The sequence below is a fragment of the Pontibacter saemangeumensis genome, from assembly GCF_039541895.1.
In the GTDB taxonomy this organism is placed as follows: Bacteria; Bacteroidota; Bacteroidia; order Cytophagales; family Hymenobacteraceae; genus Pontibacter; species Pontibacter saemangeumensis.
In genome coordinates, this window is record NZ_BAABHC010000016.1 from 280,601 (window position 1) to 293,010 (window position 12,410).

A 12,410-nucleotide genomic window follows, 5' to 3' on the forward strand; every position below is an offset into this window, starting at 1 on the left:
CCTAACTTTTTGCTTCTCCGGTATATTATGAATAGAAAGCTTCACTTCTTACTGCTGCTCAGCCTGGTGTTTACCGCCTTTGCGGCCAACGCACAGGGAATGCTGAGCTTCGAGAAAGAAACGCATGATTTCGGTATTATCGCTGAGGGTACTCAAGCTACTTACGAGTTTCGCGTTAAAAATGTGGGCGACCAGCCGGTAATTATATCAGAGGTGCGGCCCTCCTGCGGCTGCACCACCCCCACCTGGACAACGGCCCCTATCCTGCCCGGGAAAACTGGCGTGATTTCTGCTATGTACAATAGCACGGGGCGCCCGGGCATTTTCAACAAGGCCATCACGATAACCTCCAGCGCGGCAGAGCCCGTGCAGGTATTGTATATAAAAGGAGAAGTCGGGCCGAAAGATTTAAAATCACATTACACCCCGGAACAAAAGGCAATGTCCCCGCGTTTGGCAGTTGGCAGAACGAACTACGACTTTGGAAATCTTGAAAAAGGACAAAAAGTAATTGCCAAATTCCGAATTAAAAACACGGGGCGGCAGCCGCTGGTGATCCAGGGTGTGAAGTCAGATTGCAACTGTGTGCAGTACCGGGTTTCGGAGCCGGCAATAAAATCAGGACAGACAGCACTTTTGGAACTAAGGTATAGTGCAGCGGTGTTGGAGGAACAAAGCGAGGAAGTAACAGTTTTTTCAAATGATATCGTAGTGCCTACGCTCCGGCTCACGCTGAAGGCAAATGTAGTAGAGCGGCAGGCACCTCAAAATATGTTAAGGGAGGGCAGATAGCCGATACCTTAGAGATAGTTTTTTTCATAGTTTTATTTTGTACTAATGGCAGTGATTCTATCACTGCCTTTTTTCATTCATACCCTTCCTCATCCCCCTGTTCTCCCCCAGTTTTTTGCACCATTTCTCTGGATTCCTCAGTCACGCCGGCCGGCTTTACCACACAGGCAGCACGGACTATTTTATTTGAATAGAGAAGTGGTATCTTTGCGCAACTTTTCAAAATTACTAGCAAGACAGAGCCACATGATAATTGGTGTTCCAAAGGAAATAAAGAATAACGAGAACCGGGTAGGTGCCACTCCTGCCGGTGTGATTGAACTGGTGCGCCATGGCCACACCGTGTACGTGCAGTCTTCTGCGGGCGCCGGAAGCGGTTTCGCCGATGAGGAATACGCAAGAGCGGGTGCCACTGTCCTCCCAAGCATCGAGGAGGTATATGGCATTGCCGAGATGATCATCAAAGTAAAGGAGCCGATTGAGTCGGAGTACAACCTGATCCGGGAAAACCAGTTGCTTTTCACCTACTTCCATTTTGCCTCTTATGAGCCCTTAACGCACGCCATGATTGCGCGCAAGGCGGTGTGCCTGGCCTACGAAACCGTGGAGAAAGCCGACAGGACGCTGCCGCTGCTGGTGCCCATGTCGGAAGTGGCCGGCCGCATGGCCATCCAGGAGGGCGCTAAATACCTCGAGAAGCCGATGGGCGGCCGTGGCATCCTGCTTGGCGGGGTTCCGGGCGTCCGACCTGCCAAAGTCATGATCCTGGGCGGTGGAGTGGTAGGCACCAACGCTGCGAAAATAGCAGCCGGTATGGGTGCCGATGTCACTATCATGGACACGAACCTGCAGCGCCTGCGCTACCTCGACGACATCATGCCGGCCAACGTGAACACCTTCATGTCGAATGAGTACAACATCCGCGAGCTGCTGTCCACCCACGACCTGATCGTTGGGGCGGTATTGATCCCGGGTGCCAAGGCGCCCCACCTCATCACGCGCGATATGCTGAAGGAGATGCGCCCCGGCACTGTGGTGGTAGACGTGGCGGTTGACCAGGGAGGCTGCATCGAGACCTGCAAGCCGACCACGCACGAGAACCCAACCTATGTCATTGACGATGTGGTGCATTATTGCGTGGCCAACATGCCGGGTGCGGTGCCTTATACTTCCACACTGGCACTCACAAACGCCACACTGCCCTATGCCATTCAGTTGGCTAACAAAGGCTGGAAGAAAGCCTGCGCCGACAGCGCGGAGCTGCTGAAAGGCCTGAACGTGGTGCAGGGCAAGGTTGTTTACCAAGGCGTGGCGGAAGCGTTCGGACTGGAGTTTGTACCGGCGGAGCAGGTATTATAAATACAGAAAATGACGATATTAAGCGGCGCCTTTTTGACATTGTCAGAAAGGCGCCCTTATTTTTGCCCAGCCATATATATAACATATATACATCAGATGAAGGTGAAGTCGCTGCTTCCCCTATATAGAATATATAAGAGCGCAGGAAAAGATGTTCGATACTACCTTTAGATTAATGCTGCGTCGCCTGGGCCTGTTACTGGCGCTGTATATGGTACTGCGCGTGGTTTTCTATGTCTTTAATTATAGCACCTTTGTCCCGGCCGGCGCGGCGGAGACATTGTTTGCCTTTGCACACGGCCTTCGCTACGACGTGTCTGCGCTCCTCATCATCAACAGCGTGTTCATCCTGCTCTCGCTGCTGCCCGTGGGCAACACGCTGCACCCGCGGTACCAGCAGGTGCTGAAAGGTGTGTATTTTCTCTCTAACGCCCCGTTTCTTGCGCTGGCTCTGGTGGATGTGGAGTTCTTTAAGTTCATCGGGCGGCGCTCCAGCAACGAGCTGCTCTCGATCGGGGGAGACGTGGCAGAGCAGATCGGGCAGCTGGCATTCTATTACTGGTACCTCGGCCTTGCCTTTGTGCTGCTACTGTTCGTGTTGATGAAGCTATACCCAAAGGCGCATGCCGCACCTGCCGCACCCTCACCCCCTATATGGCTGCGCAGCATACGGTTACTGCTGGTGGCGGCATTTGCAGTGCTGGGCATCCGGGGTGGATTGCAGCTCAAGCCGCTCCGGCCCAACCACGCCTTTGTGCTGGATACGGCTCAGCTTGGCCACCTCACCCTGAACAGCCCCTTCACCTTCATCAAGGGCATCGGCAAGGCTACCCTGGAGGAGAAGCATTATTTTGAGACGGAGGCTGAGCTGCTGGCGGCTTTGCCCTTCAACCCCAATCTATATATAAATCCGGGGGGGGATATGAGAAAAGAGAATGTGGTGATCATCATCCTCGAGAGCTTTGCAGCAGAATATGTGGGGGCGCTGAACGGCGGCAAAGGCTACACGCCATTCTTAGACTCCCTGGCGACGCAAGGCGTGCTGTTCCGGAATGCCTTTGCCAACGGGCGCAAATCCATCGAGGCGCTGCCTTCCATCCTGGCCGGCATTCCCTCGCTGATGGACCAGCCGTTTATCACCTCCCCTTACGAGGCGAACCGCTACAGTGGCCTGGGCAGCATCCTGCAGGAGCACGGCTACCAGACCGCCATGTTCCATGGGGCGGCAAACGGCTCGATGGGCTTTAACAATTTCTCGAAGGCGTCCGGCATACAGGCCTACTATGGATTGGATGATTATCCGTCGGAACTCCGGTACAATGACTTTGACGGCCAATGGGGCATTTTCGACGAGCCGTACCTGCAATATGTGGCACGGGAGCTGTCTTCTTTCCGGCAGCCTTTCATGTCCACCGTGTTCACCCTAAGCTCACACCAACCTTACACCGTGCCCCCTCAATATAGCGGCCGTTTCCCGAAGGGGGAACTGGAGATCCACGAGTCGCTGGGCTACGCAGACCATGCGCTGCGGGAGTTTTTCAAGACCGCCTCCCGGCAAGCCTGGTACCGCAACACGCTGTTCATCCTCACAGCCGACCATACGCAGAAAAGCATATCCCCTGCTTACCAGAACGAGCTGGGCGCTTACCGCGTGCCGTTGCTCCTCTTCCACCCGGGCCAAAGCTTTGCGGATATAAATCCGGAGCAGGTAGCCCAGCACGCGGATATCCCCACCACCGTCATCGACTACCTCCACATTCCGACGAACCAGTTGTTGCCGTTCGGGCGGTCGGTGCTGGACACCACCGGCACAGGCCGGGCGCTGCTTTTCGACGGCAACGCGTATCTACTGGTGCAGCAGGAGCAGATCACTAAACTCACACCCGACGACCAGGTGCAGACCTATACTTTCCCAGACATGGCCCCAGCCCCCGCTTCCCCCGCAGCGTCGCAGCAACTGAAGGCCTACGTGCAGTACTTCCGGAACGGCATGACACAGAACAAGCTGTATTTATTTAATGACTGAGACCTGGTCGGCTCAATTTTGGCCAAACGACATTTTATTACCTACACTCAGGAATTCAATCCCTCTGGGCTGAAGGCTGGGATGTCCTGTAGCGGCTGAAACTGCCTTGTCCTGAAATCAACTTGCCAGCAATAATGCTGCAGGCCGTTGGTGATCACCAGGAAAGGGGCCTGCAGGGTCTGGTTATATATGGATACCTGCTTCACGACCTCCTGCGTGATCGGCACATGCGCCGCCTTGCACTCGACCAGCAGGTGCGGCTTCCCCTCCGTATTATATACACAAAGATCAGAGCGTTTCTGCAGCTTGTTATAGTTGGCGCCACGCTCCACACTGAGCAGGCTTTTGGGGTATGCAAGCGTGTTGATGAGGTAGTGCACCACATGTTGCCGGACCCACTCTTCGGGGGTGAGCACTACGTATTTTCGGCGGATTATATCAAAAATCAGGTTATTAGTGCCGGATTTCGTAATTTTGTATTCAAATGGTGGCAGATTCAAAGCATCCATGCCGCAATTTAGCCATTTCCCGGTGCTCCGCCCCAGTAGTGACAGCTACTACGGCGGATTTTTTATATCAACTTATATACAGCACATACAGCGTATGAAAACCAAAGAAGAAATAGTGAGCGACTGGCTTCCCCGCTACACGGGGGTGCCACTGGATGAGTTCGGCGAGTATATTCTGCTCACCAACTTCATCAACTACGTGCGCATGTTTGCTGACCGTTTCGGGGTAGAGCTGAACGGCCTCGACAAGCCGATGCAGACAGCGACCGCCAACAACATCACCATCGTCAATTTCGGGATGGGAAGCGCCATGGCAGCCACCGTGATGGACCTGCTCTCGGCCATCAAACCGAAAGCGGCCCTTTTCCTGGGTAAGTGCGGCGGCCTGAAGAAGAAGACGCAGATCGGGGACCTGATCCTCCCGATCGCGGCGATCCGCGGCGAGGGTACCTCCGATGACTATATGCCCCCTGAGATCCCGGCACTGCCCTCTTTCCGCCTGCAAAGAGCGGTTTCGTCTATGATCAAGAAGCATGAGATGGATTACTGGACCGGCACCGTTTACACGACCAACCGCCGGGTGTGGGAGCACGACGAGGAGTTCAAGGAGTACCTGCGCCAGATCCGCGCGATGGGCGTGGACATGGAGACAGCCACCATCTTCACCGTCGGCTTCATCAACGAGATCCCGCACGGGGCCCTCCTGCTGGTGTCGGACAACCCGATGATCCCGGAAGGCGTGAAGACCTCTGAAAGCGACAAGCTGGTGACAACGACCTATGTCGAAAAGCACCTCAGCATCGGCATAGACTCGCTGCTGGAACTGATCAACTCCGGCGAGTCTGTGAAACACATGCGCTTTGAGTAAATATATATAATGAAGAAAACCTTACGCACCCTTGCCGCTGCCCTGCTTTTGGGCGCCTCCCTTTTAAGCAGCTGCACCAGCACCTCACAGAGCACCCGGCAGGCCGACCTGGTTGTGTATAACGGGACGGTATATACCGTAAACAGCGGTTTCGAAAAAGCTGAGGCCTTCGCCGTGAAAGACGGAAAGGTCTTAGAAGTAGGCACAACCGAGGCCATACGCCAGAAATACGCCGCCCCGGAAGAAATAGACGCTGGCGGCAAGGCCATATATCCCGGGCTGATCGACGCCCACTCCCACTTCTACCGCTACGGCCTTGGCCTGCAATCCGCGGACCTGGTGGGCACGGCCTCCTTCGAAGAGGTGGTGCAGCAGTTAGTGGCGCAGCGTGAGAAATACCCGGATGCCGACTGGGTAACGGGGCGCGGCTGGGACCAGAACGACTGGGCGGTAAAGGAATTCCCGACTAAAGATACCCTGGACCAGCTTTTCCCCGACACGCCGGTGATCATCACCCGCGTGGACGGCCACGCCGCCCTGGCTAACCAGAAGGCGCTTGACCTGGCGGGTGTCACGTCCCGATCCAAACTGGTGGGAGGACTGGTGGAGGTAAAAGACGGCCGCATGACAGGCATCCTGGTTGACAATGCCGTGGACCTGGTGACCTCTAAAATACCGGAGGCGGATGAGGCTGAGCAGCGGCAGGCGCTCCAAATTGCCGAAGCCAACTGCTTTGCCGTCGGCCTGACGTCCGTGGATGATGCCGGACTGGACAAAGCAACAGTAGACCTGATCGATGACATGCAGCGGAAGGGCGAGCTGCAGATGCGCGTCTACGCCATGCTGAACCCCACACAGGAGAACAAGGACCATTACTTCGAACATGGCCCCTACAAAACCGACAGGCTGCACGTGCGCTCCTTCAAAGTATATGCCGACGGGGCCCTCGGGTCCAGGGGAGCGAACCTGCTGGCGCCTTACCACGACAAGCCAGGCCATTTTGGTTTCCTGCTGGCGGCTGAGCAGGATTTCCGCGACATCGCCAAGCAGCTGCACGAGCACGGTTTCCAGATGAACACGCACGCCATCGGCGACTCGGCCAACCGCCTGCTGCTGGACATATATGGCGATGTGCTGGGCGGCAGGAACGACAAGCGCTGGCGCATTGAGCATGCCCAGATCGTGCACCCGGCTGATATGGACAAGTTCGGGCAATTCAGCATTATCCCCTCGGTGCAGCCCACCCACGCCACCTCCGATATGTACTGGGCCGGCGACAGGCTGGGCGAAGAGCGGATCGGGCATGCCTACCCCTTCAAGCAACTGCTGGAGCAGAACGGCTTCCTCCCGCTGGGCAGCGATTTTCCGGTGGAGGATATAAACCCCTTCTACACCTTTCATGCGGCGGTTGCTCGCCAGGATGGCAAGAACTTCCCGGAAGGCGGTTTTCAGATGGAGAATGCGCTGAGCCGTGAAGAAGCCCTCCGCGGCATGACGATCTGGGCAGCCAGAGCTAACTTCGAGGAGGATGAAAAAGGAAGCCTGGAGCCCGGCAAGTTCGCTGATTTTATCATTGTAGACAAGGACCTCATGACCATTGAGCCAGCCGCGATGCGCGGCGTGCAGGTGCTCAGCACCTTCGTAAACGGGAAGCAGGTATATAAGAAGAGTAAGTAATGCCGGATCCTATATACTTCCTGCCATAGCTACGGTTAAAATGGCACTCTCCTTTCATTCCAAAGGATGAAGCCCTATACGGAAGAAGGTTCAGACGACTTGGTGTAACTCCTGCTTTGTTGACAGGGGGACCCAAAACAGGAGGGCCGCTGCAAAAGATTCTTGCAGCGGCCCTCCTGTTCTCAGCCTGCAACTTACGTTGGTTTTTATATATGAACAGGCTGGATATTATCTGGCTGGGCCTCCAGCGACCTTTTACCGCGTACCAGCAGCAGGAACAGCAAGCCCAGCACAAAAAAGCCGATGATGGCGAGAATGCTGTAGCGCATCGACCCGGTGTAATGCGCGATCATACCATATGCCAGCGTGCCGAGCACAATAGATACTTTCTCCGTTACATCATAGAAGCTGAAGAAAGAGGCATGGTCGATCGTGGTGGCTGGGATGAACTTGGAGTAGGTGGAGCGGGAGAGCGATTGGATGCCGCCCATCACCGAGCCAACGACAGCAGCAAGCACGTAAAACTGGAATTCGGTGTAGGTAAAATACGCCCCGATGCAGATGCCGACCCATATAAGCACCGCCAGTATCAGCGCCCGGATATTGCCGAACCGGGCCGATAGCCTTGAGAAAGTATAGGCGCCCGCTACAGCTACAAGTTGTATGATCAGCACGGTCAGGATCAGCACGTCGCTTGGCAGGCGCAGCTCTACCTCCCCGAAGAGCGCCGCCAGGTACATGACCGTCTGCACGCCCATGTTGTAGAAAAAATACGCCAGCAGGAAGCGTTTCAACATGGGCAGCCCCTTCACCTGGTCCAGCACATGCTTCAGCTCTTTAAAACCGTTGAGAATCCAGCTCCCCTTTGGCTTGCGGGCATAGACATTGCCGGGCAGGTGGTAAAACGAGTATTGCGCAAACCCAAACCACCAGATGCCGGTGCTCAGAAAGGCGATGCGCGGCGGAAGCGAGGTATTCTCAACTGAAATCCCGAACCACTGCGGCTGCAGAATCATGGCCAGGTTAAAGACCAGGAGCAGCACGCTGCCCACGTAGCCCATCGAAAAGCCCCGCGCACTCAGCCTGTCATACTGGTCTTCTGTGGCGATCTCGGGCAGGTAGGCGTTGTAGAACACGATACTGCCGCTGTAGCCTATCGTGGCAAGCACAAACAACAGGACAGAAACCGTGAACGTTTCGCGCGTGAAGAAGTACAAACCTATACAGGAAAAGGACCCAAGGTAGCAGAACAGCTGCATGAAAAGCTTCTTACGGCCGCTGTAGTCGGCGATGGCTGTCAGGAAAGGGCTGATAGCGGCTATGATCAGGAAAGCCGCCGAGATGGCATAGGTAAAAAGCACGGCGCTCCCCAACTCAAATCCGAGGAAGCGCACCAGATCCGTCCCGTCCGGGTTGCGCGCCACCGCACTGTAGTATATCGGGAAGATCGTTGAAATAATGACCAACGAATAAACTGAGTTGGCCCAGTCATAAAAGCACCAGGCTCTGCTCACGGTGGGGTTGTTCTTCTGCATCATCTAAAATAGCAAAAATAAGCAAACGATAGCCTCTCCTTCGGCCGTAAGTACAATGGCAGTCTATGCGGGAATCGCCCGCCGCTTGAGAATAATCAGCACGGCCTCCCACAGGTGCTCGTACGGCACGATCTCTACCTCGGCGAAGGCATCGCCGGGCGGTGGCGCCTTCGCCAGCTTTTCGGAAAGGTGGCCGCTTGCCTCCCTTATCTGGTTGAAATCGAGCCCTTTCTTTATGGCCAGCAACAGCAGCCGCAGCAAAATCTTTGGTCGCTCCGCCTTATCCCCGCGCATATATTTCAGGATGTATTTCTTTATGCGCTCCGCGTGCGACTCGTAGTCGTCAATTTTTTTGGTGGTAAAGCTTTTAATGGTATCCAACACCAGCAGCGACAGGTTATATCCGGCCTTATCCTTGGGCAGGGTAACCAGTTCAATAAAAACATCTTCAGGCAACTCAATGCGCAGGCTCTCGGGAAGAACATCGCTCATCAGGACAAGGTACTTTCTGTACAGCTCCCACCTTTCCTTGGCAGGCTGCTGTATTTTCCTGAAAAAACGGTTCCCGACACTTTTCTGCAGCAGCTCCCCGGCCAGCGCATACCGCTGCGCATGCAGGGCCAGGAGCAGGTAGTTCTCCATAAAAGCAAACCAGTTCACCGTCTGGGGGTCGAAAAGCTGAAGGTACGCAGGGGCAAGCGAAAGCCCTTTTTCATATTGCCGGGTTCTGAGCAGGGCATATATGCGTATGAAAGCGTTGTACTTATGGTTGAACCAGTTTGCATGCAACTTACCCTGTCTCAGCAAGTCCTCCGCGTTTGCCACCGCCTCCGATATTGCATTAAAATCCCCTAACAGCTCTAAATACTGAATGCTCAGGATATGGTATCTGTTATAGATGAGAGGGGATTTGGAGCTCTCCCAAAGGGTATATAACTCTTTGAGCACCTCCGGTAAGTTGCGCATATATGCAAGCCGTGCACCCAAGCTGGAACCCAACTCTATCCTGGCGTGGTTGAACAACCCCGTTGCGGTTCGCTCCAAGGCTTCTAAACGATAGTATCCTTGTAGCTCTTTGTGAGATTCCAGGTATGTCTTTTTGTTGATGACAGTTGTGTGTATGTTTAACTTCTGCTCCAATGCCCTCACGATGCTCGTAGTAAGGTGGTGCTCTTTTGCAAACGCTATCGCTTGCGTCAATATCCTATCTGCAAGCTTGTACTCATTGGCGACGATCAACCCTTCTGCCTCCAGCAGAAGCGCATGAATTTTATATTGCTCAAAACTACCAAGGCTAAACTTATGTGCCGGAAACTCTAAGAAATGGAGGTGGTTCAGCAACTTTCTCCTCAACCGGGATTTCAGCATGCGGTAATTAACAGAAAGGCCCTTCCCGCCATACAGTGTTTCAGACGCATCCTCATCTGTTGCTACTTCACCTTGCTTAAGCAGGTTAAAAAATCTTGTTTCAAGACTCTTTTCGTCCTGGTAGTTGATAAGGGGAAAGGATTTCGGACTGCGCTCTACTATCAGGTTCACAAGCCTCAAAAGTTCATCCATGTATGCTTTTTATCAGTTGCCCTGTTTATCTAAAATAGAGAGTATATGTTCCCAAAGGTGCTCATAGGGCACAATTTCTATCTCTGCGTAAGCATCACCTGGCGGTGGGGTCTCTATAAGCTTCTGATAGAGCTTTTGCCCTTTGCTGCGGCAGACATCTGCGTTGAAATCTTCCGTTACAGTAAGGATCAGGAGCTTTAAAAAAGTTTTGCTTCTTAGGCTGAAAGTATCTTTCAGGTGGGTAAGTATATACTTCTTCAAACTTTCAATCCTGTACAGAAGCGCCTCAGAGTCCTCTTTTTGCAGAAAGTATATGAACTGCAGTATAAGATAAGCCACATTAAACCCTAGTTTGTCCTTGCTGTACTCAGGAAGAGAAAGGCTATAGGGATTGATGTAAATATTGTTTGCTGTCTTTGAGTTTAAGCTGATCACCCTATAGTACATCTGGTACAGGCTCCATCTTTCCTTGGCAGTGTTTGATATCCTGGAAAAAGAGTTATTTGAAAACACTTTATGGAGAAGCAGTTCAGATAAGGGAAGCTGATTGGAATGCAGAGCCAGCAGGAAGTAGTTCTCCATATAGGCAAACCAGTTTAGAAAGCCCTCTTTGAAATCTGAGGCAAACTTTTCGGCATATAATAATCCGTTGGCATAATCCTTATTCCGAAGATGGGCATATACTAAAACGAACTTGTTATAATTAGACTCGAATCTCAAAGGATTGACGGTACCTTCTTCAACCCATTTTCCTGCGTTAACAGTCATCTCAATGATCTTGTCAAAGCTGCCGACAAGCTCATAATAGGATATGGATGTCTTGTAATAAGCTTCAAAGGTAACAAAGGTACGTGCTTCCTGCCAGAGAGCCTCCAGGGTTTGGATCAACTCGGGCAATTTGGGGAGAAGGCGCTTCCTTGCTGTGACAGACTTCTTCAGGTTCACGCTTACACTTTGAAATATGTTCGTGGCTTTGAATTCAATATTTCGCTTGAACAGCACCTGCTCTAACGCTGGAAGCGCAGTGTTGAATTGCTTTAGATTGCCTTTCTCAGAGTAGCATGCAACGGCCAGTTCAAGAGCGGCAACCTGGTGGTTAGTATAGTCATATTCCTCTGCGATAGCCATTATCTTGGCTACCAAGGACAAAACTAAATCAAATTCGTAATTTAACCTTAGGATATATGCCTGCTGGAGCATCAGAAGGCAGGATTGCTCTTTTATGAAGTAACTTTTTGAACCGAGTTTGTTGTAGTCAAGAAAGAGTAAATTGTTCAGCAGCTTTTTCTTTAGCCGATGCTTTAGCATTTTGTACCGCACATCATTAGGACCTGAATTGTACAAGCTTTTAGCAGCGTCTTCATCAGATTCATATTTTCCGTTTTTTATCCCTTCATAAAAAACATCTTCCTTGCTGAGACGGCCATTCGCAATAGGAAGCACTAAACTTAAGTTGGTACTTTTAGTTACTAATTTAACAATTTTATAGAGCTCTTCCATAAGAATATGCTGTAACAGCTAACATGCGTTGTTTACAAAAGAATAATACAAGATAATAATAGATAATATATTGTTACTTACATTACAGCTTATTGATTTGCTTTTACAAAATAAGAATGAATATTTACTTAAACGATATGAGATCTTAAAGTTACTTTAAAATATTATTATATATATATTTTATCATTATTACACATAATATACTTAGGTTTTATCACACATAATCAATTTAAATCAATAAAAAATTAGGATAAAAACAGTTACTTTTTTATTAAAACATTCCTTTCGACATCGCTCATTCTGCATCAACTTTGTTTTAAATAAAACCACATAAACACTATACAATCATGGTAGCACTTCTTATATCCGTTTTGGTTAGTTTAGGCACTCTTTCTTCTGGAACATCCACCTCTACTAAAGGCACTACAACAACGACAACAACAACAACTACTACGCCAGCTGCCACTGTACTCGGAGGTACATCTACCTGGACAAATGGTGGAGTAGAATAAGCGAAGCTTAACTCTACCTTCTGGTCTTTTTCCCTAACTTGCCCTTCAGTAATGTATGTAGCCAAAGGGTAT

General features: G+C 51.6%; 10 protein-coding genes. 5 read left to right on the forward strand and 5 right to left on the reverse strand.

The window, feature by feature from the left end:
• Nucleotides 1-27: 27 nt before the first annotated feature.
• The 3 genes from ABD920_RS15180 to ABD920_RS15190 all read left to right on the forward strand — a co-directional run bounded on the left by ABD920_RS15180 (nt 28) and on the right by ABD920_RS15190 (nt 4,177).
• Nucleotides 28-792: a DUF1573 domain-containing protein gene (locus tag ABD920_RS15180; RefSeq protein ID WP_345160229.1), complete on the forward strand. Its 765-nt coding sequence runs from the start codon at nt 28-30 to the stop codon at nt 790-792.
• Between the two features lie 246 nt (nt 793-1,038).
• Nucleotides 1,039-2,151, forward strand: a complete 1,113-nt coding sequence (gene ald / locus ABD920_RS15185; protein WP_345160230.1) for an alanine dehydrogenase — start codon at nt 1,039-1,041, stop codon at nt 2,149-2,151.
• Between the two features lie 151 nt (nt 2,152-2,302).
• The gene (locus tag ABD920_RS15190; protein ID WP_345160232.1) at nt 2,303-4,177 is read left to right on the forward strand and encodes an LTA synthase family protein; all 1,875 of its coding nucleotides are present in this window, start codon (nt 2,303-2,305) and stop codon (nt 4,175-4,177) included.
• Nucleotides 4,178-4,224: 47 nt separating this feature from the next.
• On the opposite strand, the gene ABD920_RS15195 is transcribed toward ABD920_RS15190, so the two are convergent.
• Nucleotides 4,225-4,686 carry a type I restriction enzyme HsdR N-terminal domain-containing protein gene (locus ABD920_RS15195; RefSeq protein WP_345160234.1) on the reverse strand — a complete coding sequence of 154 codons (462 nt, stop codon included), beginning with the start codon at nt 4,684-4,686 and terminating at the stop codon, nt 4,225-4,227.
• 94 nt (nt 4,687-4,780) lie between these two features.
• On the opposite strand from ABD920_RS15195, the gene ABD920_RS15200 reads away from it, so the two are divergent.
• The gene (locus ABD920_RS15200; protein WP_345160236.1) at nt 4,781-5,554 is read left to right on the forward strand and encodes an AMP nucleosidase; all 774 of its coding nucleotides are present in this window, start codon (nt 4,781-4,783) and stop codon (nt 5,552-5,554) included.
• Nucleotides 5,555-5,563: 9 nt separating this feature from the next.
• Entirely contained in the window at nt 5,564-7,231 is a 1,668-nt protein-coding gene (locus ABD920_RS15205) for an amidohydrolase (RefSeq protein WP_345160238.1), read from the forward strand.
• Between the two features lie 206 nt (nt 7,232-7,437).
• Here ABD920_RS15205 and ABD920_RS15210 read toward each other — a convergent pair whose 3' ends face one another.
• From ABD920_RS15210 to ABD920_RS15225, 4 genes are all read right to left on the reverse strand, one after another.
• Nucleotides 7,438-8,766 carry an MFS transporter gene (locus tag ABD920_RS15210; protein ID WP_345160801.1) on the reverse strand — a complete coding sequence of 443 codons (1,329 nt, stop codon included), beginning with the start codon at nt 8,764-8,766 and terminating at the stop codon, nt 7,438-7,440.
• A gap of 63 nt (nt 8,767-8,829) precedes the next feature.
• Nucleotides 8,830-10,326: a hypothetical protein gene (locus tag ABD920_RS15215; RefSeq protein ID WP_345160239.1), complete on the reverse strand. Its 1,497-nt coding sequence runs from the start codon at nt 10,324-10,326 to the stop codon at nt 8,830-8,832.
• Nucleotides 10,327-10,338: 12 nt separating this feature from the next.
• Entirely contained in the window at nt 10,339-11,826 is a 1,488-nt protein-coding gene (locus ABD920_RS15220; RefSeq protein ID WP_345160240.1) for a hypothetical protein, read from the reverse strand.
• 337 nt (nt 11,827-12,163) lie between these two features.
• Nucleotides 12,164-12,403, reverse strand: coding sequence for a hypothetical protein (locus ABD920_RS15225; protein WP_345160242.1), 240 nt, complete (start codon nt 12,401-12,403; stop codon nt 12,164-12,166).
• Between the last annotated feature and the right edge of the window lie 7 nt (nt 12,404-12,410).